Annotated in this window: 24 protein-coding genes and 2 pseudogenes; 9 read left to right on the top strand and 17 right to left on the bottom strand. The window is 76.2% G+C overall.

Annotation, left to right across the window (positions count from 1 at the left end; translation table 11 throughout):
- Positions 1 to 96 precede the first annotated feature (96 nt).
- The 7 genes from AB8M62_RS09865 to AB8M62_RS09835 all read right to left on the bottom strand — a co-directional run bounded on the left by AB8M62_RS09865 (position 97) and on the right by AB8M62_RS09835 (position 8,385).
- Positions 97 to 1,263: a LuxR C-terminal-related transcriptional regulator gene (locus AB8M62_RS09865; protein WP_369069412.1), complete on the bottom strand. Its 1,167-nt coding sequence runs from the start codon at positions 1,261 to 1,263 to the stop codon at positions 97 to 99.
- Between the two features lie 73 nt (positions 1,264 to 1,336).
- On the bottom strand, positions 1,337 to 2,089 hold the full coding sequence (locus AB8M62_RS09860) for an HAD family hydrolase (protein WP_369069411.1): 753 nt from the start codon (positions 2,087 to 2,089) through the stop codon (positions 1,337 to 1,339).
- 33 nt (positions 2,090 to 2,122) lie between these two features.
- Positions 2,123 to 2,911: an MBL fold metallo-hydrolase gene (locus tag AB8M62_RS09855; RefSeq protein ID WP_369069410.1), complete on the bottom strand. Its 789-nt coding sequence runs from the start codon at positions 2,909 to 2,911 to the stop codon at positions 2,123 to 2,125.
- A 6-nt stretch (positions 2,912 to 2,917) separates the two neighbouring features.
- Entirely contained in the window at positions 2,918 to 3,802 is an 885-nt protein-coding gene (locus AB8M62_RS09850; protein WP_369069408.1) for an alpha/beta hydrolase, read from the bottom strand.
- A 5-nt stretch (positions 3,803 to 3,807) separates the two neighbouring features.
- Entirely contained in the window at positions 3,808 to 4,632 is an 825-nt protein-coding gene (locus AB8M62_RS09845) for an alpha/beta fold hydrolase (RefSeq protein ID WP_369069407.1), read from the bottom strand.
- Between the two features lie 80 nt (positions 4,633 to 4,712).
- Positions 4,713 to 5,537, bottom strand: a complete 825-nt coding sequence (locus AB8M62_RS09840; protein ID WP_369051809.1) for an alpha/beta fold hydrolase — start codon at positions 5,535 to 5,537, stop codon at positions 4,713 to 4,715.
- 112 nt (positions 5,538 to 5,649) lie between these two features.
- Positions 5,650 to 8,385, bottom strand: coding sequence for a helix-turn-helix transcriptional regulator (locus tag AB8M62_RS09835; RefSeq protein ID WP_369069405.1), 2,736 nt, complete (start codon positions 8,383 to 8,385; stop codon positions 5,650 to 5,652).
- A gap of 92 nt (positions 8,386 to 8,477) precedes the next feature.
- On the opposite strand from AB8M62_RS09835, the gene AB8M62_RS09830 reads away from it, so the two are divergent.
- The 5 genes from AB8M62_RS09830 to AB8M62_RS09810 all read left to right on the top strand — a co-directional run bounded on the left by AB8M62_RS09830 (position 8,478) and on the right by AB8M62_RS09810 (position 12,109).
- Positions 8,478 to 9,245 carry a phosphotransferase family protein gene (locus AB8M62_RS09830; protein WP_369069404.1) on the top strand — a complete coding sequence of 256 codons (768 nt, stop codon included), beginning with the start codon at positions 8,478 to 8,480 and terminating at the stop codon, positions 9,243 to 9,245.
- Positions 9,246 to 9,254: 9 nt separating this feature from the next.
- Positions 9,255 to 9,443, top strand: coding sequence for a hypothetical protein (locus AB8M62_RS09825; RefSeq protein WP_369069403.1), 189 nt, complete (start codon positions 9,255 to 9,257; stop codon positions 9,441 to 9,443).
- A gap of 63 nt (positions 9,444 to 9,506) precedes the next feature.
- Positions 9,507 to 10,061 (top strand): hypothetical protein, encoded by a 555-nt coding sequence (locus AB8M62_RS09820; RefSeq protein WP_369051805.1) that lies wholly within the window; start codon positions 9,507 to 9,509, stop codon positions 10,059 to 10,061.
- Positions 10,062 to 10,237: 176 nt separating this feature from the next.
- Complete coding sequence (locus AB8M62_RS09815) at positions 10,238 to 11,143, top strand: CARDB domain-containing protein (protein WP_369069401.1); 906 nt, start codon at positions 10,238 to 10,240, stop codon at positions 11,141 to 11,143.
- Between the two features lie 135 nt (positions 11,144 to 11,278).
- A complete protein-coding gene (locus AB8M62_RS09810) occupies positions 11,279 to 12,109 on the top strand; it encodes an alpha/beta fold hydrolase (protein WP_369069400.1) in 831 nt (276 codons plus the stop codon).
- Between the two features lie 12 nt (positions 12,110 to 12,121).
- On the opposite strand, the gene AB8M62_RS09805 is transcribed toward AB8M62_RS09810, so the two are convergent.
- The 5 genes from AB8M62_RS09805 to AB8M62_RS09785 all read right to left on the bottom strand — a co-directional run bounded on the left by AB8M62_RS09805 (position 12,122) and on the right by AB8M62_RS09785 (position 14,941).
- Positions 12,122 to 12,655 (bottom strand): OmpA family protein, encoded by a 534-nt coding sequence (locus tag AB8M62_RS09805; RefSeq protein WP_369069399.1) that lies wholly within the window; start codon positions 12,653 to 12,655, stop codon positions 12,122 to 12,124.
- The gene (locus AB8M62_RS09800; protein ID WP_369069398.1) at positions 12,652 to 13,260 is read right to left on the bottom strand and encodes a hypothetical protein; all 609 of its coding nucleotides are present in this window, start codon (positions 13,258 to 13,260) and stop codon (positions 12,652 to 12,654) included. Before AB8M62_RS09800 ends, AB8M62_RS09805 begins: the two co-directional genes overlap by 4 nt.
- A 47-nt stretch (positions 13,261 to 13,307) precedes the next feature.
- Complete coding sequence (locus AB8M62_RS09795; protein WP_369069397.1) at positions 13,308 to 13,727, bottom strand: hypothetical protein; 420 nt, start codon at positions 13,725 to 13,727, stop codon at positions 13,308 to 13,310.
- A gap of 139 nt (positions 13,728 to 13,866) precedes the next feature.
- Positions 13,867 to 14,256: a tautomerase family protein gene (locus AB8M62_RS09790; protein WP_369069396.1), complete on the bottom strand. Its 390-nt coding sequence runs from the start codon at positions 14,254 to 14,256 to the stop codon at positions 13,867 to 13,869.
- A gap of 178 nt (positions 14,257 to 14,434) precedes the next feature.
- Positions 14,435 to 14,941 carry a DinB family protein gene (locus AB8M62_RS09785; protein ID WP_369069395.1) on the bottom strand — a complete coding sequence of 169 codons (507 nt, stop codon included), beginning with the start codon at positions 14,939 to 14,941 and terminating at the stop codon, positions 14,435 to 14,437.
- Positions 14,942 to 15,041: 100 nt separating this feature from the next.
- Between AB8M62_RS09785 and AB8M62_RS09780 the strand changes: the two are divergent.
- Positions 15,042 to 15,340 (top strand): annotated as a pseudogene (locus tag AB8M62_RS09780) (antibiotic biosynthesis monooxygenase family protein).
- On the opposite strand, the gene AB8M62_RS09775 reads toward AB8M62_RS09780, so the two are convergent.
- A complete protein-coding gene (locus AB8M62_RS09775) occupies positions 15,316 to 15,909 on the bottom strand; it encodes a 2'-5' RNA ligase family protein (RefSeq protein WP_369069394.1) in 594 nt (197 codons plus the stop codon). The pseudogene AB8M62_RS09780 and the gene AB8M62_RS09775 sit on opposite strands and share 25 nt — an antisense overlap.
- Positions 15,910 to 16,081: 172 nt before the next feature.
- Between AB8M62_RS09775 and AB8M62_RS09770 the strand changes: the two genes are divergently transcribed.
- A complete protein-coding gene (locus AB8M62_RS09770) occupies positions 16,082 to 16,717 on the top strand; it encodes a CG0192-related protein (protein ID WP_369069393.1) in 636 nt (211 codons plus the stop codon).
- Positions 16,718 to 16,844: 127 nt separating this feature from the next.
- On the opposite strand, the gene AB8M62_RS09765 is transcribed toward AB8M62_RS09770, so the two are convergent.
- The 3 genes and pseudogenes from AB8M62_RS09765 to AB8M62_RS09755 form a co-directional block, all read right to left on the bottom strand.
- The gene (locus AB8M62_RS09765) at positions 16,845 to 17,180 is read right to left on the bottom strand and encodes a type II toxin-antitoxin system Phd/YefM family antitoxin (RefSeq protein ID WP_369069392.1); all 336 of its coding nucleotides are present in this window, start codon (positions 17,178 to 17,180) and stop codon (positions 16,845 to 16,847) included.
- Positions 17,134 to 18,314: pseudogene (locus AB8M62_RS09760) on the bottom strand (PDDEXK nuclease domain-containing protein). The gene AB8M62_RS09765 and the pseudogene AB8M62_RS09760 overlap by 47 nt, the downstream one beginning before the upstream one ends.
- Before the next feature lie 49 nt (positions 18,315 to 18,363).
- Positions 18,364 to 18,822: an SRPBCC family protein gene (locus AB8M62_RS09755; protein ID WP_369069391.1), complete on the bottom strand. Its 459-nt coding sequence runs from the start codon at positions 18,820 to 18,822 to the stop codon at positions 18,364 to 18,366.
- Positions 18,823 to 19,179: 357 nt separating this feature from the next.
- Between AB8M62_RS09755 and AB8M62_RS09750 the strand changes: the two genes are divergently transcribed.
- Together AB8M62_RS09750 and AB8M62_RS09745 are read left to right on the top strand one after the other, a co-directional pair.
- Complete coding sequence (locus AB8M62_RS09750) at positions 19,180 to 19,521, top strand: hypothetical protein (protein ID WP_369069390.1); 342 nt, start codon at positions 19,180 to 19,182, stop codon at positions 19,519 to 19,521.
- A gap of 156 nt (positions 19,522 to 19,677) precedes the next feature.
- Positions 19,678 to 20,148, top strand: a complete 471-nt coding sequence (locus AB8M62_RS09745; RefSeq protein WP_369069389.1) for a hypothetical protein — start codon at positions 19,678 to 19,680, stop codon at positions 20,146 to 20,148.
- Between the two features lie 7 nt (positions 20,149 to 20,155).
- Here the strand turns inward: AB8M62_RS09745 and AB8M62_RS09740 are convergent, their stop codons facing one another.
- Positions 20,156 to 21,661, bottom strand: coding sequence for a hypothetical protein (locus tag AB8M62_RS09740; RefSeq protein WP_369069388.1), 1,506 nt, complete (start codon positions 21,659 to 21,661; stop codon positions 20,156 to 20,158).
- Positions 21,662 to 22,147 lie beyond the last annotated feature (486 nt).

Below are 22,147 nucleotides of genomic sequence, written 5' to 3'. Positions count from 1 at the left end.
CTCGCGCACCGTCCGGCGCGCCCTGCCAGTGAAGGTGACGGCCGCGGCCGCCGGGATGGGGGACATCCCCCAAACCCGGCGGTCGCGACCGGGGGTTCAGCGCGGGCCGGTGACCCAGCCGAGGTCCAGCGCGCGCACGACCGCGGCGGTGCGCCCGGCGGTGCGCGTCTTGCGCAGCACCGCGCCCACGTGCTTCTCCACGGTCTTGGGCGAGAGCACCAACCGCGCGGCGATCTCCCGGTCGGTCAGCCCCCGCGCCAGCAGGTCCAGGACGTCGTGCTCCCGGGGTGTCAGCGGGGACGGCGGCCGCTCGGCGGGGGCGGCGGCGCGGTCCCGGCCGGCCGCCGGGGCGGGGACGTCGGCGCGCACGAGGGTGCCCCACCCGGCGACCCGCTCGACCGCGACGGCACCCGGGGCCGCCCGCAGCAGCTCCTCCCACGTGCGCGCGCCCAGGCCCAGCGGGTCCGGGCCGCCGTCCGCGGCCGTCCCCGCGCCCGCGGGCTCGTCCTGCACGAGCAGCCGCACCCCCTGCGGGCGGTGCACCACCGCCACGTGCAGCCGGGACGAGCCGCCGGAGGCCGCCAGCGCCACCTGCGCGGCCACCCCGGCCACGTCGGCCGCCGCCCGCGCCACCGCGGGGTCCAGCGGTCCCGCGGCACCGGCCTCCGTGACCGTGGCCGCGACCCGGCCCAGCCCCTCGTGCGCGTCGAAGCGGGCGCGGATCAGCGCCGCCAGCGACGGGTCCGAGGCGCCGGCCCGCACGATGGCCCCCGCCCCCGCCTGGCTCAGCGCCTCCAGGGCGTCGACCTCCTCGCCGCTCCAGCGGCCGCCCGCCCCGGCGAAGGCGACGTTGACGGCGATGACCTCCCCGCGCCACCAGATCGGCACGGCCGCCGCCGCCCCGCGGCTGGCGGGGTGCCGGGCGGGCAGGTGACCGCCGCGCAGGGCGCTGTAGTCGTCGACGACCACGGGCCGCCGGCTGGCGACGGCGCGGCCGGTGACGCCCTCGTCCAGGGAGAACGTCCGACCCAGCTGGCACAGCACGCCGTGCTCGGCGACCTTGCGGTAGGTGTGGGTGGCCGGGTCGACCACGGAGATGCTGCCCGCCACGTTGCGCGCGACCTCGCGGCTGGTGCTCAGCAGGGCCCGCAGCACGGGGGCCAGGTCGTGCTCGCCGTAGACGCGGCCGACGGCGCGCTCCAGCGCCGCACCGGTGCCCGCTGGTGGACCCTCCGCGCGCGTGGCCTCGTCGTCGAGCCGCACCCGGGGAGCATAGGTCGGCGCCCGCCGGCCCGCGACGGTTCCGCGGGATCGGGCGGCGGGCACCCGGCAGCGGCTACGGACCGGCGGGCCGGACGCCCTCCCCCAGGTGCGCGGCCAGGTCGTGCAGGCTCTCCAGGCGGTCCGGCTCGTCCAGCGGCCCGGCGCCGGTGCGGTCCAGGTGCGCGGCGCGCAGCCCCGCCGCGCGGGCGCCCAGGACGTCGACCTCGTGGTCGTCGCCGACGTACAGGACCTCCGCCGGCGCCAGGCCGAGGCGCTCGCAGACGGCGTGGAACGCGCGCGGGTCGGGTTTGGCGAACCCCAGCTCCACGGCGGTCAGGACCGGGCCGAGCCGGCCGGCCAGGCCGATCGCGGCGATCTTCGCGTTCTGCTGGTCGCCGGGGCCGTTCGTCAGCACCGCGGTGCGCAACCCGCTGCGCCGCAGGACGTCCAGGGCGGCGGCCACGTCGTCGTACCCGGCCCACGCCCGCTCGTAGGCGGGCAGGAAACCGCCGGTGAACAGGGCGTCCAGCGCGTCGTCGTCGCCGACCGGCAGCCCCAGCAGGGGCAGCACGTCGCGCAGGCGGCCGCGCCGCTGCCCGGCGAAGTCCACCTCGCCCTCGCGCCAGGCGCGGAACCAGCGCTCCTCCGCGCGCAGCCACGCCTCCTCCAGCTGCGCGCTGCTGGTGCGCCCCAGCGAGGCCACCCACGCGCGCAGGCCGGCGAGGGCGGCGGAGGGGTGGTCGAACAGGGTCCCGTCGAGGTCGAAGACGACGGCCCGCAACCCCCGCTCGGCGGGGCGGGCGGGGGCGGGGTCGGGTGCGGTCACCGTGCCATCGTGCGTCAGGGACGCCGGGAGCGGTCACCGCAGCCGGGCGGCCAGGTCGCCGGGCGCCGCGGCGAAGGCCCGGTCGAGGGCGTCGCGGCCCTCGGTGAAGTGCGACCAGCCCTCCACGTGCACCGGCACGACCGCGCGCGGCCGCGCGAGCGCGCACAGGCGGACCGCCTCGGCGGCGTCCATCGTCCAGCGCAGCGGGCCGGTGACGGGGAAGCGGACGGCGCCGGCGTGCAGGACGAGCGTGTCCACCACCAGGTCCCGGGCGACGCGTTCCAGCGCCGGGTGCAGCACCGTGTCGCCGGTGATCCACAGGACGCCGTGCCGCTGGGTGTCCCAGGAGAGCGCGAACCCCACGACGGCGCCGGCCAGCGGGCGGCTGAACCGGGGACCGTGCCGGCAGGGCGTGGCGCTCACGCGCACCGGCGGCCGGCCCGGTGCCCGCAGCAGGACGCGCTCCCCCGGCGCGAGGCCGACGACCGGCCCGGTGCCCGCGCGGCGCAGGCGGCGGGCACCGGGCCGGGTGGTGACGACCAGCTGCGCGCGCTCCAGGGACGCGCGGCCGAGGTCGTCGAGGTTGTCGGCGTGGTGGTCGTGGCTGAGCAGCACCGCGTCCACCGGGCCGACCTCGTCGGGGTCCAGGGCGGGACCGGACCGCTTGCGCGAGCCGGTCCCCCAGCCGAAGGCGTAGCGGCGGCCGGGCGGGTCGAACGTGGGGTCGGTGAGGAACCGCCAGCCGTGGACCTCGACGAGGACGGTCGGCCCGCCGAGGCGGGCCAGGACCACGTCGCCCTCGCGCACCCGGCGCGCGCGCACGGTGCCCTACCCGCCCGCGCGCCGGGCGCCGCTCAGCCCCGCGCGGCCAGCGCCGCCCGGGCGGACGGGGAACCGCAGGGCCCACTCCAGGGCGTCGTCGGCGACCGCCTCCCAGCCGTCGACGAGGGCGGACAGGTGCGGGCGGCCGGGGAACTCGTGGATCTCGGTGACGGCGCCCGTCCGGCTCTGGACCGCGTGCACGGCGCGGCTCAGGGACGCGGGCACCGTGTGGTCGGCGCCGTTGGCGTGCACGAGCAGCGGCGGGCGGTCCCGCGCGGTCAGGTCCACGGCGTTGGCGGGGCGGGAGCTGAGCGCGGCGGTCGCGGCCTGCCACAGCGGCCGGCCGGGCGTGGGTGCCCAGTGCTCCTCCCACAGCGCGTCGGAGGCGCTGCGGGACAGCGTGTTCGCGAAGGCGTAGTGCCACTGCGCCTTCGTCAGCGCCACGGTCCGGTGGCGGTTGGCCGGGGTGCGCAGCACCGCCCAGCCGCTGCGCAGGGTGCTCAGCGGCAGCTGGTTGACGCCCTTGACGGACGCCGGGGAGATCGCCACCCCGGCCGATCCCAGGCCGCGGTCCAGCAGCAGCTGCACGACGAGGCCGCCGAAGGAGTGCCCGACGAGGACCGGCTGCTCCGGCAGGCCCGCGACGACCCGCGCGCAGGCGTCGACGACCTCGGTCAGCCCCACGTCGCTGCGGCGTCCGGTGCCGCGGTAGCGCTCGCGCAGCACGGGCAGGGGTTCCTCCATGCCCGGCCACTCGGGGGCGAGGGTGGTGTGGCCGCGGGCCTCGAACCGCTCGCGCCAGGCTCGCCAGGACGCGGAGCTGAGCCACAGGCCGTGGACGAACACGATCGTGCGGGTGCCACCGGCACCCGGCGCGGAGGAGGTGGTCACCGCGCTCACCTGCCCGCCGCGTCGAGGACGACGTCGGTGACCTCGTCGGGGTGGCTCGTCATCACCACGTGCGAGCTGCGCACCTTGCGCGTGGTGGCTCCCGCGCGCTCGGCCATCGCGAACTGCGCCGGCACGGGGATGAGGCCGTCGCGGGTGGCGACGACGTACCAGGACGGGATCGACCGCCAGGCGGGCGGGCCGGACGGTTCCACCAGCGAGGACAGCACCCCGGGCCGCTGGGTGGCGGCCATGACGGCGACCTGCCGCTCGGGCAGGTCGCCGGCGAAGATGCGCCGGAACTGCGCGGGGTCGACGTAGGCGTCGGCGTCCTGCTCACCGCCGCCGGGGTAGGGGCGCAGGACGAGGTTGTCGACGACGTCGCTGTGCCCGCCGCCGAGGGAGTTGGCCGCCGCGACGGACTCCCCCTCGTCCAGCGCGTACGCGGCCGCGTAGACGAGGGCGGTGACGTGCGGGTTCCCCGTGGCGGCGTTGGTGATGACCGCGCCGCCGTAGGAGTGCCCGACGAGCACGAGGGGGCCGGTGAGGGTGGACAGGAACGTGCGCAGGTACTCGGCGTCGGAGGCCAGGCCGCGCAGCGGGTTCGCGGGGGCGATGACCGTGCACCCGCGCCGCTGCAGGCGCTCGACGACCCCGTTCCAGCCGGAGGCGTCGGCGAACGCGCCGTGCACGAGCACGACGGTGGGACGGGTGCGGTCGCGGGCCGCCGCGGGGGCGGCGGTGCCGACGGCGGCGGCCAGCGGGGCGGCCAGGGCCGCGGCCAGCAGGGGACGGCGGGCGGGTCGGGCGGAGTCGTCGGGGGTGGCGCTCACGGGGGTCAGCTCCTCACGGGTGGGCGGTTCCGGTGGCGGTGCGGCGGGGGTGCGGCGGGGGTGCGGGAGGTGCGGGCGGGTCAGGACTCGACGAAGGCGAGCAGGTCGGCGTGCAGGCGCTCGCGGTCGGTGTCGGGCAGCGCGTGCCCGGAACCCTCGTAGACGGTCAGCGTCGCGCCGGGGACCATCGCGGCGGAGCGCTGCCCGCCGACGGCGAAGGGGACGATCTGGTCGTCGTCGCCGTGCACGACCAGGGTGGGGACGTCGATGCCGCGCAGGTCCTCGCGGAAGTCGGTGGCCGAGAACGCGGCGATGCACTCGTACGCGGCGCGGTGCCCGCACGCGGTGCCCTGCGACCAGAACGCGTCGCGGAACCCGCGGCTGACGTCGCCGTTGCGGTTGTGCCCGAAGAACGGCCCGTCGGCCAGGTCCCGGTACAGCTGGGAGCGGTCCGCGGCCTCGGCGGCGCGCATGTCGTCGAACACCTGCGCGGGCAGGCCCTCGGGGTTGTCGTCGGTGCGGACCATGAGGGGCGGCACGGCGGAGACCAGCACCAGCTTGGCCACGCGGGAACTGCCGTGCCGGGCGAGGTAGCGCACGACCTCCCCGCCGCCGGTGGAGTGCCCCACGAGCGTCAGGTCGCGCAGGTCGAGGGCCTCGACGAGGCGGGCCAGGTCGTCGGCGTAGGTGTCCATCTCGTTGCCGTGCCACGTCTGGGTGGAGCGGCCGTGGCCGCGGCGGTCGTGGGCGACGGCGCGGTGGCCGTTCTCGGCGAGGAAGCGGGCGGCGGCCTCCCAGGCGTCGGAGTTCAGGGGCCAGCCGTGGCTGAGCAGGACCGGTGAGCCGCCCGACCCCCAGTCCCGGTAGAAGATCTGCGCGCCGTCGTCGACGGTGATGTGGGGCACGGGTTCCTCCTCGGACGTCCGGGTCTGTCGGCACCGGAGCCTCCCGCCGCGCACCCGGCGCGCGGACCACGTGGAGCACGTGGTCCCCCACGCGCCCGGTGGCCGGGGCGGTTCAGCCGCGCGGGTCGCCGAGGCGGTCGGCGAGCTGGCGGCGCGATGAGACGCCGAGCTTCGCGAAGACCTTGCGCAGGTGGTAGTCCACGGTGTTCACGCTGAGGAACAGCGACGCGCCGATCTCGGCGTTGGTGGCTCCCGAGGCGGCCAGCCGGGCCACCGTCGCCTCCTGCGCGGTCAGGTCCGCGCCCGCCCCGCCCGTCCTGCCCGCCGGGCTCGCAGGGTCCTCACCCAGGGCGGCCAGCTCGCGGCGGGCGCGCTCGGCGAACACCGGCGCCCGCGCCTCCTCGAACAGCGCGGCGGCGCGGCGCAACTGCTCCTTCGCGGCGCCGCGGCGCCGGATCCGCCGCAGGTGCTCGCCGTGCAGGAGGTGGGCGCGGCCCAGCTCCACCTCCAGGTCCCACGCGGCCAGGGCCTCCTCCGCCCCGCGGAAGAACTCCTCCGGCTCGTCCTCCAGCAGCGCCCGCGAGCGCAGGGCCGTCCCCCGCGCCCACAGCGAGCCGTTCGCGGCGGCGACCGCCTCCAGCTCCCCGACCACCTCCTGCGCCCGCTCGCGGTGCCCGCTGCGCACCGCCGCCTCGGCCAGGTCCGGCAGGACCAGCGGCGTGACGTGCAGGAACGGGTCGTCGACCAGGGGCGCGAGGACGGCGTACGCGTCGCGGTAGCGGCCCTCCGCCAGCGCCCGGATCCCCAGCGCGGTGGTGCCGGCGGCCTGGACGCCGCCGAAACCCGCGGCGCCCGCGCCCTCGGCGACGGCCAGGACCTGCTCGCGCGGGGCGCCCGACCACGCCAGCAGCGCCACGTTGACCACGTGCTCGGCGTCGTAGCCGATGGCGCGCCGCAGCTCGCGCACCTGCTCGATGCACTCCGCGGCGCGGCGCGGGGTGCCGCCCTGCAGCTCGGCGGAGGACAGGATCCACAGGCCGGTGTCCAGCAGCTGCAGCGAGCCGGCGTCGCGGGCCGCCGCGACCGTGCGCTCCAGCAGGGTCCGCCGGGCCGGCGCGTCCCACAGCGCCGTGGTCAGCGCCACGCTGGTCGGGCCGTACAGCAGCAGCTGCTCGTCGGGCAGGCGGCTGACCTCCTCGACCGCGCGCCGCAGCGCGGGGACCGCCTCGCGGTGCGGCAGCAGCACCAGCGCGCCGAGGGCGTGCAGGACCACCGAGGCCGTCCCGTCCGCGAGCCCGGCCCCCGCGCGCAGGCGCTCGCCGAGCTCGCGCCGGCTCACCCCGCGCGCCATCCGCTCGGCGGGCAGCGTCCAGTCGAAGGCCTTGACGAGGGCGAGCTGCTCGGCCGCGCTGTCGTGGCCGTGGAAGCAGTCCGCGGCGGCCAGCAGGTCGGCGCCCGCCCTGGTCAGCGCGGGGTCGGCGGTGAACATGGCGAGGCTGGCGCGGACCGTGAGGGACCGGCCGCGCGCGACCTGGTCCACCTCGTCCCCGTCGACGTCGTCGAGCAGGTCCTGCGCGCGGCGGGCGGCGCCCGCGCCCAGCGCGGCCTCCGCCGCGGCGACCCGCCGGGCCGCCCGCTGCGCGCCGGCCGGTGTCAGCTCCGCGGCGCGCGCCAGCACGCTGGCGCGCGAGGACAGCCCTCCGCGGCGACCGGCCAGGTCCGCGACGCGCTCCAGCTGGTCGGCGACCGCCGCGTCGGTGCCCAGCGTCGCCCGGGCGGCGTGCCAGGCCTGCAGGTGCACCAGCCCGCTCACCGCCGTCGCCGTGGACAGGGCGCGGTGCACGCGGCGGCGCTCGGCCCCGGCGGCGGCGTTGTAGGCCGCCGACTTCACCAGCGGGTGCCGGAACCTCACCAGGGTCCCCAGCTCCACCAGGCCGGCGGCCTCGGCCTCCTCCGCGGCGGTGGCCGGCAGGTCCAGCTCCCGGGCGGCCGCGGTGATGACGTCGACGGCACCCGTGGAGTCGGCGGCGGCGACCAGGAGCCAGCGCTGCACGTGCGCCGGCAGGTCGCGCACCCGGCGCAGGTAGTGCGCCTCCAGGTGCCGCCCCACCGGCAGGGGTTCCTCGGCGAAGCTGGACTCCGTCAGGTCCCGGACGCCGAGCTCGCCGGCCAGGTCGATCAGCGCGAGCGGGTTGCCGCCCGTGGCCGCGGCGATCCGCGCCGCGGCGGCCGGGTCGATGGCCCGCGGCAGCGAGGAGCGCAGCAGGGCGGCGGCCGCGTCGGGGGCCAGGCCCTCCAGCCGCAGCACCGGCACCCCGGCCGTCCGCGCGACGAGGGCCGGGTCGTCGCGGGCGGCGACCACGAGCGCCACGGACTCGGCCCGCAGCCGGCGGGCGACGAAGGCCAGCGCGTCCGCGGACTCCTCGTCGAGCAGGTGGGCGTCGTCCACGGCGCACACCAGCGGCGCTTCCTCCCCCGCCGCCGCGAGCAGGCCCAGGACGCCCAGCCCGACGAGGAACCGGTCGGGGGGCGGTCCCTCCGCGGTGCCCGCCGCCACGCGCAGGGCCCGCTGGTGCTGCTCCGGCAGGGCGGCCAGGTGGGCGCGCAGCGGGGTCAGCAGGCGCTGCAGCGCGGCGAACGGGAGCGTGGCCTCGGCCTCGTAGCCGTCGACGCGCAGCAGCTGCGCGCCCGCGGGGTTCGAGGTCGCCGCGCGCAGGAGCGCGGTCTTGCCGATGCCCGGCTCGCCCGTCAGCAGCAGCGCACCGCCGCGGCCGTTGCGGGCCCGTCCCAGCAGTTCACCGACGCGCTGCAGCTCGCCGTCACGGCCGAGGAGCCCCGGGCTGCCCACGGGCCGGGACTGTAGCCAGGTCGTGAGAGCGCGACCAGGGCCGGCGGGGAATCCCGGCGACGCTGCGGCCGGCGCCCGCCACGATGACCGGTGTGGACGGGGTCGAGGTCGTCGTCGCGCACCGCGAGCGCGCGACCCTGCGCGTGGGCGGGGTGTTCCTGAAGGTCGACGCCGACCCGGCGCGCACCGGGCGCGAGGTCGCCGCGATGGCCCTGGCGCCGGTGCCCACGGCGACGGTGCTGTGGCACCGGCCGCCCGCCCTGGCCCTGGCCGCCGTGCCCGGCGCGCCCCTGGGCCGCCTCGGGGACCCGACCACCGCCCCGCCGGCGGCGTGGGCCGCGGCCGGCGCCGTGCTGCGCCGGCTGCACGGGGCGCCGCTGCCGCCGTGGCCCGGCCGCTCCGTCGACGAGCTGGCGATGCTCCTGGACACCGAGTGCCGCGGTCTCGTCGACGAGGGCGTCCTGCCGGCGGACCTGGTCGCGCGCGCCCGCCGGGTCGCGGAGGCCGTCCTGCGGCCGTGGGAACCGGTGTTCGTCCACGGCGACCTGCAGCCCGAGCACGTGCTCGTCGAGGGGGACGAGGTCACCGGGGTGCTCGACTGGTCGGAGGCGGCGCGCGGGGACGCCCTGGCCGACGTCGCCGTCCTGACGATGGGCCACCCCGACCGCCTCGGCGACGTCCTCACCGGTCACGGCGCGGTCGCCGACCGCGAGGTGGACCTGCACGTGGTCCGCGGCTGGTGGGCGTGGCGCGCCCTGACGGCGACGCGGTGGCTGCTCGCACACGGTTTCGACCCGTTCGCACCGGGGTGCGAGGTCGACGTGGTGCGCGCGGCCGGATCGCGCGAGGGGCCCGGCTAGGGTCGGCGGATGATCCGCCGGAGGAACGTGTACGCGCTCGCGGTCGTGGCGGTCCTCGCCCTCGTGGCGTCGGGGGCGGTGGCCGGCAGCGGTCCGCGGGCCCTCCTGATCCTCGTGGCCGTCGCGGCCGGTGCCGCGGCCGCGGTGGTCCTCGCGAAGCTGGGGCGCGACCCGAACGGCCCGCCCGGGCAGCACTGACGCCGGCGGGAGGAAGTTCCGCCGCCCCTCCCGGCGAGGGCGCCGCGGGCGTACCGTGGACGGGTGGCGATGGTGCCCCTCCTGCAGCGCGCGGTGCGGGCGGTCGGCGAGAGCCCGCTGTCCGAACGGCTCGCCCGCGCGCAGGAACTGGCGTACGGCCCCCTCATCGACCGGGTGGTGCGCAGCCCGCTGCGCACCGACGCGCTCGGCCACTCGCTGCACCCGCCGCTGACCGACGTGACGACGGGGTTCTGGCTCAGCACCTCGCTGCTCGACGCCGCCGGCGGGCCCGGGTCGCGGCGGGCGGCGACGCTGCTGACCGGAGCGGGGGTCGTGGCGGCGGTGCCGACGGCGCTCGCCGGTGCCGGTGACTGGGCGGTCACGTCGGGCCGGGACCGCCGGACCGGCGCCGTCCACGCCCTCGGCGCGGACGTCGCGACGTTCCTGTTCATCGGCTCCCTCGTCGCCCGCCTGCGCGGCGGGCACCGGCTGGGCGCGGGGCTCGCCGCCGCCGGGAACCTCGTCGTGGCGGGCACGGGGTTCCTCGGCGGGCACATGGCCCTGCGCGGGGGACCCGCGGCACGGGTTCCGGCGACCGGGGGCGACGGGGAACCCTGAGACGGAAGCGGCGCCCGCGTGCCGGAACCCGCTGCGCGCTCCTCCCCCGCGCGGCCGGCGCCCGGCGCACCGGATCGCTGATCTTCACCCGGACGGAGCAGCCGGGGGTCTACGGTGTCGCTCGCGCGATCACCGGGGGGTGCGCGCACCGACGAGTCCGGGGGGACGAGATGAAGGTGACGGGGGCTGCCGCGCTCGCGGCGGCGACGGTCCTGACGAGCACGGTGGTGGCGGCGGCGCCGGGCAGCGCGGCCGCCCCGCAGCCGAACCTCGTGGTGACGGCTGTGACGTGGGCGCCGACGGCGCCGGTGGCCGGCCAGCAGGTGCGGTTCACGGCCACGATCGAGAACCGCGGGAACGCGGCGACGCCCGCCGGGGTGGTCCACGGCGTGGGTTTCCAGGTCGACGGGGTGCTGCGCACCTGGTCCGACGACTTCCGCGGAACCCTGCAGCCCGGTCAGCGCACCACGCTGTCGGCCGTGGGCGGCCCCGCCGGCGCGACGTGGCCGGCCGTGGCCGGGCCGCGCACCGTGCGCGCGCACGTGGACGACGCCAAGCGCATCGCCGAGTCGAACGAGGGCGACAACGTCCTGGACCGCAGGCTCGACGTGGCGCCCGGCCTGTCGCTGCGGGTGCGCGGCGGGGACGTCGTGACCACCGTCGCCGCGAACAGCCGCGCGACTGTGACGGCCACGTCGATGACCGGCGGCGTCTACGGCGGCTGCTTCACCGCCGGCGGCACGCTCGTCGACGGCAGCGAGCGGTACCTGCAGGAGTTCACCGTCGGCAACGACACCTTCTCGCCGGGCGCCGGGTCGTTCGGCTACGTCGGCCTGGCCGAGGTGCCGGCGTCGCGGACCGCGACCGCGCTGCGGACGGAGCTCGGGTTCGGCCAGCTGCTGCGCAGCTACCAGGGGCACTTCCCCTTCACCTGCGCCGCGGGCAGCGCGCCGGGCTTCAGCCGCTTCCAGGCGCGCAGCGTGCGGACCACGCAGTGGTACGGCTCGATGGGCGGCGGGGCCGGCGCGCAGGTCGCCACCGCGACCGCGGCCGTCGACGTGGACCTCGACGTCGCGATCTGATCCCGGCGTCCCGTCCGCCGGGAGGACCCGGCGGACGGGACGCACCAGGGGCTTCCGACCCGTCGCCGCGCGGGCTCCGCGGGACTACCCTCGGGGGCACCAGCGGCACCGCACGTCCGGCTCGAGGAGGAGTCGATGAGCGAGTTCGTCACCACGTCCCGCGGGGACACGGTCGCCCACGAGCGGCACGGCCACGGACCGGCCGTCGTCTTCGTCGCCGAGGCCGACGCCCACCCCGTGAAGGACCCCGCCACCACCGCCACCGCGCAGGGCCTGGCCCGGCGCGGGTGGACGACCGTCGTGCACGACCGGCTCGGCCGCGGCGCGAACCGGGTCGGTGGCCGCGTCGACCTGGACCGGGAGCTGGCCGCCGTGGACGCCCTGCTGCGCGTCACCGGCGGCGGCGTCCTGGCCGGTCTGGGCGCCGGCGGCGCGGTCGCGCTGGCCGCGGCCGCGCGGGGCCTGCCCGTGGACGGGCTGGTGCTGTGGGAACCGCCGCTGGAACCGCCCTCGCACCACCACGACGTGCAGGAGTGGGCGCAGGGCGTCGACCGGTGCGTGCGCGCCGGGGACCCGCACAGCGCGGTGTGGCACTACCTGCAGCACATGCCGCCGCGGCTGCGGCAGCAGACGCCCCCCACCCACCGCGACGTGGACCTGACCAGCCGGGCCGGCGCGTACGTCGCCGACGCGGAGGCCGTCGCGTGGGCCTCGGGAGCGCCGCTGCGCGAACTGCTGGCCACCGTGGACGTGCCCGTGCTGGTCCTCGTCGGCGAGGACGCCTCCCGCGGCACGCAGGACGCCGCGGACCTCGTCGCGCGGCTGCCCCGCGCGCACGCCGAGGCCCTGCCGCGCGGCGCGGGCGGCTGGGACGTGGACGCGGCCGTGGAGCGGATCGACCGGTTCCTGGCGGGAACACCGCGCCGGCGGGCGGGCGCCGGAGCGTCGCCGGTGGCGGCGTCCTGAGGCGCCGGGACCTCAGGCGTCCTCGAGGGTGATCGTCACCCGGCGGTTGACGGCCCGTGCCGCCGGGTCGTCGTCCCCGGCGGGGGTGAGCTCGGGGACCAGGGGCCGCGTCTCCCCGAACCCGGCGCTCTCGACCTGCGCCCCCGGGACGCGCTGGCCCAGGTAGTCGCTGACGGCGCGGGCGCGCTGCTCGGACAGGACCTGGTTGGAGGCGTCGTCGCCGATGCCGTCGGTGTGGCCGGCGACGACGATCCGCCCGGGGGCCGCGGCCGCGCGCTCGACGACACCGGCCAGCAGCTCGTCCACCCCGAGGGGCAGGTCCGCCGAGCCGAACGCGAACAGGACGTCGGCGCCCAGGACGATCTCGACGCCCTCGTCCGTGCGCGGTGCCACGTCGACGACCTCGGGCCGCACGTCGAGGACGGTGGCGACCACGTCCCGGACGTCGGGGCGCACGTCGACGACGGCGGCCGGGGACGCGGCGGCCGCGGGGGCGGACGTCACCACGAGCGCGCCGGCGCACAGGACCGCCGCGGCGCGCCTCACGAGATCGGCACCGACGGCAGGGCGCCCATCGGGGTCTCGACGGTGACCACCTCGGCGCTCTCCGGCGGGGCGGGGAACGTGGCGGAGAAGGAGATGCGCTCGCCGGGGCGGAAGACGCCGTTGCCGACGTCGCTGCACAGGCACTCGCCGTTCACGTCGCGCAGCACCAGGTACCGCTTGAGGCCCGCAGGGTCGAACAGCGAGATGCCGGAGACGTCGTACTCGTCCTCGGCGGTCGCCGCGAACTGCCGGGACAGCACGAAGTCCTCCTCGCCCTCGTTGGTCACGGCCATGGTGGCGGTGACCGACTCCCCCGAACGCACGAGCGAGTAGACCTCCACGACCATGCCGGGCTCGCCGCCGGGGACCGTGGCGATCGGCTCGTCGGGGACCGCCGGCGCCGTGCTGGCGCTGCTGGTGGCGGTGGCCGTGGACTCGTCCGACGGCTCGTCCGTCGACTCCTGCGTCGGCTCGTCGCTGGAGGTGGCGGCCGGCGTCCCCGTGTCCTCGGGCGCGGCCTGCCCGGAGCCGTCCCCGCCGCCGGAGCACCCGGCGAGCAGGACGGCGGGCAGGAGCAGGTGGGCTGGCAGCAGCTGTCGGCGCACGTCACCGACCGTACCCGGCCGCGGGCGCAGCGCGGTGGTGCCGCTCCTCACGCCAGGTGGTCGAAGGCGTCCTCGCCCGGGCGCCAGCACCCCCAGCCGCCGTCCCGGAAACCCGTCAGCAGCGCGATCTCCGGCCCCACGAGGTCCTCGCGGCGCGGGTCCACGACGACCCGCCCGCTCGTGAGGTCGATCCGCAGCCCGCGGCCGGCGGCCTCGGCGGTCTCCAGCACGGTCCCGGCGACGAGGGACACCAGCGCGTCGGCGTACCCCGCCCCGCCGGGCGCGGTCCGCCGGCCCGCGGCCTCCACGGCGGGCATCACCACGCAGGTCAGGACCGGCTCGTCGAGTTCCGGGCCGTCGAAGCGCAGCTGGACGTGGTCGAGGACGAACTGCACCGAGAACAGGCGCAGGCCGACCAGACGCCCCAGCAGCGCGTTCCACGGGTACGGCTCAGCGTCCGCGGGCACCCATCCCCCTCCCCGGTCGTCGTTTCTGACAGCCAGCCTGCGCGACCGACGCGGCGGACGGTGTGTCGCCCGTGCTGCGACGGCGTGTCGCGTCGTGCCTGCAGGCTGGCTGTCAGCCGGGTGCACGGCCGAACCCGACTCACCGCTCGACGCGGTAGGTCAGGTCCAGCTCGTCACCGGCCCGCCCGCGGATCCCCCAGTCGTAGCGGGGCGTCTCCAGGAGGGTGATCTCCAGGTCGACCGGCTCGATGCCCAGGTGCCCGGCGAAGTCGTCGTACAGGCGCCGGTAGAACTCCTTCTTCGTCGCCACGCTCCGGCCGGTGAACATCAGGACCTCGATCACCGTGTACCTCTCGCTGCGCCCGTCGGGGGTGGGGAAGTCCCCGGGGCTCATCGGGAAGAAGCGGTGGAAGCGCTTGGCGGCGGGCAGGCCGAGGACGTCGACGGCGGCGGCGTGCACGACGTCGGACAGCCGGGCGCGCAGCGGGCGCAGGACGTGGTCGCGGCCGTAGACCTTCACCTGGGTCACCGGGGTTCCTCCTGCGGGGTCGGGGCAGCGCCGAACAGCGCGCCCACCTCGTGGACGGGCCGACCGTAGCCGCACCGGCGGGAGGACCCGGCTGCGCCGGGCCGTATCCGCGCCGCCGCCGCGGTGCCGGGCTCGGTGCAGCGGATCGCCGCACGCCTGCGGCCCGCACCCTGATAGTTCAGCCGTCCCGCCCGGCCAGCAGCTGCTCGCGCAGGACGTCCGCGTGCCCGCAGTGCTGGGCCAGTTCGCGCAGCACGTGCAGGTAGACCCAGCGCAGCGGCAGCGGACCGCGCCGGTTCCCCGGCAGCACGTCGTCCAGGCCCAGGGCGGCGACCGCTCGGCGGGAGTCCTCGCAGGCCCGCCGGTGCGCTTCGAGGACTGCGGCGACCGTGTCGCCCTCGTGCAGGACGAACGACTCGTCGGGCCCGGCCTCGATGCCCAGCTCCGCGCGGGAACGCCCGGTGACCGCCTCGCCGAACCAGACGCGCTCGACGAACGTCGCGTGCTTGACCAGCCCCAGCAGCGTGGTCCGCGAGGGCACCAGGCGCGCGCGGGCCTGCTCCTCGTTCAGGCCGTCCAGGCAGGCGGCCAGCGCGGCGCGGTGCTCGTCGAGGAACGCCTCGAACTGCACCCTGAGAGGTCGGTCGACGACGTCGTCGGGGCGGGCAGTTCCGGTTTCGGGCACGCGGTGATGCTGCCAGGCAGAGCGGCAGGCGGTGCGGACGCGGTCGTCGTCGAGCGCCGCGCGCCGCCGGTACCGCGTCCGTCCACGACGGATGGACGGCGTGATCCTCGAGCACGCCGTCCTCGACGTCCGACCCGGCCAGGCCGACGCCTTCGAAGTGGCGTTCTCGACGCGGCGAAGGCGATCATCTCCGGAGCACCCGGTTTCCAGCGCCTCACGCTGTCGCGCTGCCTGGAGCGTCCCGACACCTACCTGCTGCTGGTGCAGTGCGACCGCCTGGAGGACCACACCGAGGGTTTTCGCGGGTCCGCGCAGTACCAGGAGTGGAGGCGGCTGCTGCACCGCTTCTACTCCCCCTTCCCCATGGTGGAGCACTACCGCGAGGTCACCACCGCCTGAGCCGACGCTCCCTCACCGAGCTCGAAGCGGCGCAGCGTCCGCCACGAGCGCGGCCGCTCCGAGCCGACGATGAGGAGGACGTGGTCGAGGCGCTGGCGGAACGGCAGCCGGGTGCGCACGTCCGCCTCGGCCGCCTCCAGGGCGCCGGCGCCACCGAGGGCGCGCTCGGCGACGGTCAGGTGCGGCTGGACACCGTCGAAGGCACCGCCGTAGGGCGGGTGGTCGGGGAACGCCTCGTGGACGGCCCCGGTCAACCGCCGCAGCGGCTCCTCCGGGTGCGGCGCCAGCCACAGCACCTCGGAGCCGAACCAGGCAGTGCCGGCGAAGACGACCTCGACGGCTTCCACGGTGGCGACGGCGGCAGCCAGCGCGTCCAGCACGCGCTCGTCCAGCTCGGCCGGCGGCACGAAGGGGTACAGGACCGTCAGGTGCGCGGGGACTCCCCAGCCGGCAGCGCGGTCCAGGCGGGTGCGGTGCTCGCCCACGACGTCCTCGGCCGCGGGCACCGGCACGATGACGGCGCTGCGGGTGGCAGTGGCCTCCGGAGGCGGGTCGTCGAGGCTGTGCACGTCAGCGACGGTAGTGATGCCGCGCTGGAACGCTCGTCGTGGAGGGGCACCACGACGAGCGTGCGTCGAGACCTGACAGCCGGCCTGCGGGCACGGCGCGGCGGGCGGCGTGTCGCGGCCTCCGCGACGGCGTGTCGCGAAGTTGGCGCAGGCCGGCTGTCAGGATCGCGCGATGGCCGTCCACCACCCCGCGACGATCGTGCCCACGAAGCTGGAACTGCTGCGGGCCTGGGTGCCGCACCAGCCGTGGGCCGCGGACGCCGACACCTCCGCCCTCACCCGGCTCGGGTCGTACCGGTTCGACGACCCCGACGGGGAGGTCGGGATGGAGACGCACCTGCTCGGCACCGCCGACGGGCAGGTCCTGCAGGTGCCGCTGACCTACCGCGGGGCGCGCCGGGCGGGAGCCGGGGACTCCCTGATCACGACGATGACGCACACGACGCTCGGCGACCGCTGGGTGTACGACGGCTGCCACGACCCGGTCTTCCTGACCGTCCTGGTCGCCACGGTCCTCACCGGTGGCCGCGAGGCCGACCTGTACGCCGCGACCGAGCACGGGTTGGTGCTGGAACCGTCCACCACGCACGTCCGCGGGAGCGGAAACCTCCGGGTGGGCGAGGTTCCGCCGCTGACGGCACCGGTCGTCCGCCACGGCGGGACGACGACCGTCGTCGACGCCGGGGTCAGGCTCGTCCTGCCGCGCGTCGTCACGCCGGCGGGATCCGCGACGGGGTTCGCGCTGCGCGGCACCTGGCCGGGTCAGGAGGAACCCGTCGTGCTGGCGACGGTGGAGGGGCCGTCCTGACCCCTCGCCCTCGGCAGGCGGTGCCGGCCGGTGGAGCCGAGGTTCCCGCTCGCCGGGAACGACGTACGACGAGTGGAGAACCGTGCGGCGTGACGAGGCGCCGGTCAGACGGGGACGACCGCCCTGATCACGGTCGCACGCGCCCGAGGAGCTCGGGGTCGGCGAGGTCGTGGTCCCGTTCCCAGGTCGGGTCGGCGGGGCCGGAGAACAGCTCCTCGACGTCGCTCCAGGTGCGCCAGGACCGGGCGGTGGCGGGCACGAGCCGGGCAGCGGCCCGGCCGCCCACGGTGGTGGTGACCTCCTCGCCGGCTTCGACGCGGCGGACGAGGTCGCAGGCTCGCCGGCGCAGCTCGGGGAGGCCGACGACGGTCACGGCTCGACGGTAGTGCTCGTGCTGCCCGGACGACGGCTCGTCGTCAGCGGCCGTCGTCGGCCTGCCGGGACGAAGTGTCGCCACCGTCATCGGACGGCGTTCCCTCGTGCAGAGCCTCAGCGTCGCGCAGGGCCGCGGTGAGGGCGTCCGTGAGGTCGGCGCCCAGCCGGTCGGGGTCGGGCAGCGCAGCACGCTGCTCCGGCGGCAGGGTGTCGTAGGTGTAGGTCGCGACCGCCATGGCGGCGGGGGCGCCCGCCAGGGCGTAGCGCACGACCTGCTCGTCGCGGTCGCGGCACAGCAGGATCCCGACGGTGGGGGCGTGCACGGCGGGATCGCGCAGGCGGTCGTCGACGAGGGCGACGTAGGCGCCGAGCTGACCGGTGTAGGCGGGGGGAAGCGCCCGACCTTGAGCTCGACCACGATGTAGCGGACCTGCGGGACGTGGAAGAGAAGGAGGTCGACGACCATCTCCTCCTCGCCCACCTGGAAGCGGACCTGACGCCCGACGAAGGCCGTGCCGTGCCCGAACGCCGTGAGGGTGGCTTGCAGGCGGTCGACGAGCCCCTGCTCCAGAGCCCGCTCGCTGACGCGGTCGGTGAGCGCCAGGTGGTCGAAGACGTACGGGTCTCGCGTCAGCTGCTGGGCCAGTTCGGAGTCCGCGGCGGGGAGCTGGGCGGTGAAGTTGGACGGCGCGGCCCCGACGCGCTCGTGCAGGCGGGACATGATCTGGTGGGCGAGCACGTCGCGGGACCAGCCGTGCTGCAGGGCCTCGCTGGCGTACCAGTTGCGCAGGTCAGGGGCGTCCAGGCGGTCCAGCAACGTGGTGACGTGGGTCCAGGGCATTTGTGCAGCAGGCTGCTGCACGAAGTCCGCCTCGGTCGGCCATGTCAGGGCTGCAGCCCGCATGTAGTGCAGGTTGCGTCGGGAGAAGCCGCGCAGGTCGGGGAAGGCGGCTCGCAGGTCCTCAGCCAGGCGGTCGACGACCTTCGCGCCCCAGCCGTGCTCCTGCTGGCGGATCACGATGTCGCGTCCGATGGAGTGGTAGAGCCGGAGCAGCTCGGTGTTGGCCGCGCGCGCCGCTCGCACCCGCGAGGCGCGCACCCGCTCCTTCAGCGACTCCAGCAGCTCCCCGTAGCCCGCCGGCAGTTCACCGGACCGGCCACCACCCTGTTCACGGTCACCGTGGGCGGCAGGGGTCAGGTCACGTGCGGGCACGGCCGCCATCTTGCAGCCCGCCCCGGACACTCGACCGTCAGCCACCGCCTCTGCCGACTCACCACCCCGCGGACTCCGCAGCACGCGCGATGTGAGCGGCCCGGCGCCGCAGCAGCCGGCGCAGGTAGGGCGCCAGCACGAGGTGCGCGACCACCTCACTGAGGAGGTCGGCGGGGGCGGTGATGCTCAAGCGGTCGGTCATCCGGGTGCGCTGGGCCGTGACGGCCTCGAAGAGGTGCTCGTGGTGCAGGGAGCGGAAGGGTCCGCGGACCTGCTCGTCGACGAACCGGTGCGGGCGCTCGTGCGCGGTGACGCGACTGGTCGTGCGCCAGCGCACACCGAAGTGGCGGGCCCGGAAGGTCACCTCGTCGCCGGGACCGAGGTGGCGCGAGCCGGTGCTGGTGGTGGCCGTCTCGCCGCTGCCGGGCAGGGAGGCGGCGTGCACGTCGACGTCCAGTTCCAGGTCGAAGACGACGGCGGCCGGGGCGTCGACGACGGTCACCACCTCGATCAGCACGGGTACGTGTTCAGCTTAGGAAGCGGCTGTGCCTCCACTCCGTTCTCCAATGCGATGACGCCTCCAGCACCTGGCTTGGCCCTCTCACAAACGACCCGTTCTGAGACTGGTCAGAGCCGTGAGGCACTGCAGCGCGGTGGCCGCTGCGCGCGAGGACAGGCTGCGATCACTGCTGGTGTCCACCTGGCTGCGTCCTGGTGGGTCGGTGAGCCGTGCGGGGGCGGCATCAGCCAGCCGCGGCCCACAGCACCCGGCATCGGGCACGGTGGGCAGGTGAGCTCGTCTGCTGCAGGTGGTGACCGCCTGGTGCGCGCCGGCCGGTCCCGGTGGCCTGGCGCCGGCGCGTGGACAGTGGCGGTGACGCTGCTGGCCGTGGTCACCGGGTACGTGTTCGCCGCCCCGGAGCACACCAGCGACGCGGTGCTGGTGTGGACCACGGGCACCGCCTGCCTGGGTTTGGCGCTGGCCGTGGCGATCGCCCACGTGAAGGTGCACCCGTGGTGGCCGCTGGCGCCCGTGTGGGTCGGGTTCGTGGCCGGGATGGCCCCGCCGCTCTCAGATGACGACGCCCTGTGGGCGGTCGCGGTCGTCATGTTCGCCGGGCTGGCGCTGGGCTACCTGGTGCTGGTCAACGCGATCGTCGTGGCCGTGGTGGAAGCACGCCAGCAGCGCCGCACTGCTGGCGCAGCACGTGAGTGACATCGCCGCGAGGTACTGGCGCCTGTACCGGCGTGTTGGCAGGTTGCCCCAGGTGGTGCACCCGCCGCGGGTACACGCTGGGCCGCCGCCGGGACTGCAGCGACGCTCACCACTTGCCGCACCTACCGCGCCAGCGCACGAGCACCAGGAGCAGCAGTGACCTCACCGTGGCAGTCGCCCCCGGCGCACCGGCCGGCTGCGCCCGGGTTGCGGACGCGTTCGTGGCGCTCAGCCATCGCGACCGCTGCGTCCCTGGGACTGGGCACCGGTGCCTGGTACGCGCTCTTCGGGTGGGCGCTGGATGCGCCAACGGGCACCTCGGCGTCCCCGGCCGGGGCCGGGCACTACCTGCTGGCGGGCCTGCTGCTGGTGGCCGCCCAGCTCGTGACCGACCTGCTGGTGCGCCAGTGGACGGGCATCGTGCTGCCCAGCGCCGCGGTCGCGGCCGGGATGATCGCCCTGGGGGTCCTCGACCCTGATCCCTTCGCCGGTGTCGCCGTCGTCGTCGTGGGCGTGCTGGCCGCTGCCGCGCTGACCCCAACCAGTGCTGTGACCGCCCTGGTTCGACGCCTGGTGCGCGCCCGCAGGAGCACCCGGCTGCGTCAGCACCCCGCGTCTGGACGGTGAGGATCAGTCAGCTGCGCCACCGGCTCCTGTGTCGCACAGCCGACCCATTCCGAGACGGCGGCTGCGACCGGACGGCGCTACGACCGGGTGACGTCGCAGGTCGGTTGCCGTGTCTGGTCGAGGTCGAGGTCGGGGCCAGGTCGGGAAGGTGCTCGGCCACCCAGGCCGTGAGCTCAGGACGAGCGCTGGGCCATCGCCGACGCAGGCGCTCGACCTCGGCGGCGGCGACTGGATGCTGACGGTGCCGCCACAGGAAGTCCAGGAGTTCCGACCCCCACGGAGGTTCCAGCAGCGGGCCGGATCGGCCGTTCTCGCGGGCGGGTACGTGCTTGGACCTCCACACCAGCTTCAGCGCGTCCACCGCAGCGGAGACGTCCTGGGCGCTGCCGTGGCGGGCGATGAGGTTGGTGGCGTACCTGCGGGCGGGCAGCGACCGCTCGAGCAGGAGCTGGGCCCACACGTCCCTGGCCACCGCCGGCCCGCCCCGCTGGACGAGGTGGTGCATCGCGCCCAGCCGTACCACCAGGCTGGTTGAGCGGCTCAGATGCTCCAGCGCCTGCTGCACCACCGCGGTGCTGGGGCAGCGTCCGAGGACCTCGACCGCCTCGTCGGTCACGATCGTGGCACTCTCACCTTGCTTGGCGTCGTGGCTCAAGGCGACCTCGGCCACCACAGCCGCGGTGTCCGGGTTCAACGGGCCCGGCAGGACCCTGAGGATCTGCAGAACCGGCCAGTGCAGGTCGCGGCAGGGGCTGGCCAGCAACTCGGTCAGCACCTGCTGATCCAGCGGCGGAGCCGGCCAGAACTGCACGTCGTGCCAGCGTGCGACCGGCGTCACCGCCGCTTCCACGGCTCGGACGAGGTAGGCCACGTGTTCCGGCGCCCGGGTCCTGGACGGGGAAGCTTGCAGCGCCTCGCGCAGCTGGTCGAGGGCGACCTGCAGCACCTGGCGGCACAGGGCCTCGTCGGGGGTGTTCTGCAAGGGGAAGAAGCAGGCGTGCGCTGCGTTCGCGCGATAGCGCAGGGAGGCGGTGCGGTCGGTGACGACGGCCAGCAGCTGCTGCACGACGCGCGGCCCGCCGATCGTGAACATCGCCGGGCAGACCGTGAAGCTGTAGGGGTCGGGATCCGGACCGCCGATCAGCTGCTGCAGCCAGGTGTCGCTGACCGTCTCGACGACGTCCAGCGGGCGGACGAGCAGCACCTGCACTCCGGCCCGCACCAGCCGCAGACCGGGGCGGACCACGGCGGTCGGGCGGTGGTGGTGGTCGACCTCCACGTGGAAGACCGCCACCTGCCCCTCCACGCCGACTCCGCTGCCGATCCCCGAGTCGGCCTCGAGGCGGGCTTCGAGACGGGCCTCGCTGCGGCGCAGCACCTCCTCGTCGGCATCGAGTGCGGCCACGGCCAGCGCGGCGTCGGCGGCGGCGACGGTGATCTTCACCCGGGACGGCAGGTGCTTTCCCAGCAGAGACGCGACCAGCTCCTCACACCACTCCGCGTCCCGGTCCACGCCCCGCTCCACGGCCACTCCATCGCCCTCCGGCGGCGTCTCCAGCCCACCACTCACAGCCTCACGCCCCCTCGTGCTCTCGCCGCCCCTGAAGTGTCGGCGTGCGCAGCAACCACCGTGCCGCACCCGAGCCGCTCCCGCGGGCGATGAGCGGCGGACCACCCACTCGCTCGTCGCACGAGTGCGCGGGCAGCGCACGGCTGGGCGATCTCGCGACTCGCCGTCTATGAGACAGCAGCTGCGCCCAGACGGCGGGATGACCGTGAAGTCACTGGGCATGAAGTCACTGGGCGTGATGACTATCAGGGGCAGGATCGCGGAGGCCGACGGCGTCGTATCGCCAGGACACGTCATGGTGGACGAGGTTGGCCGTCATCCACGGTCCTGGGCGTCGTGGACCGCGGACAACCTCATGGTCACCGAGGCCCGCACCCGCCCCGACCCGTGACACGATGGCGCCTGCACCGTCCCGGCTCCGCACCTGCT

This window comes from Kineococcus terrestris (assembly GCF_041020755.1).
GTDB classification, from domain to species: domain Bacteria; phylum Actinomycetota; class Actinomycetes; order Actinomycetales; family Kineococcaceae; genus Kineococcus; species Kineococcus terrestris.
The sequence above is the reverse complement of the archived record's forward strand: the minus strand, read 5'-3'. Positions and strand labels throughout refer to the sequence as shown.

Coding starts and splice junctions, on each gene's coding strand:
- AB8M62_RS09765 (WP_369069392.1), bottom strand. CDS start 17,180: ATGACGGTGGCGACACTTCGTCCCGGCAGGCCGACGACGGCCGCTGAC.
- AB8M62_RS09770 (WP_369069393.1), top strand. CDS start 16,082: ATGGCCGTCCACCACCCCGCGACGATCGTGCCCACGAAGCTGGAACTG.
- AB8M62_RS09825 (WP_369069403.1), top strand. CDS start 9,255: ATGATCCGCCGGAGGAACGTGTACGCGCTCGCGGTCGTGGCGGTCCTC.
- AB8M62_RS09810 (WP_369069400.1), top strand. CDS start 11,279: ATGAGCGAGTTCGTCACCACGTCCCGCGGGGACACGGTCGCCCACGAG.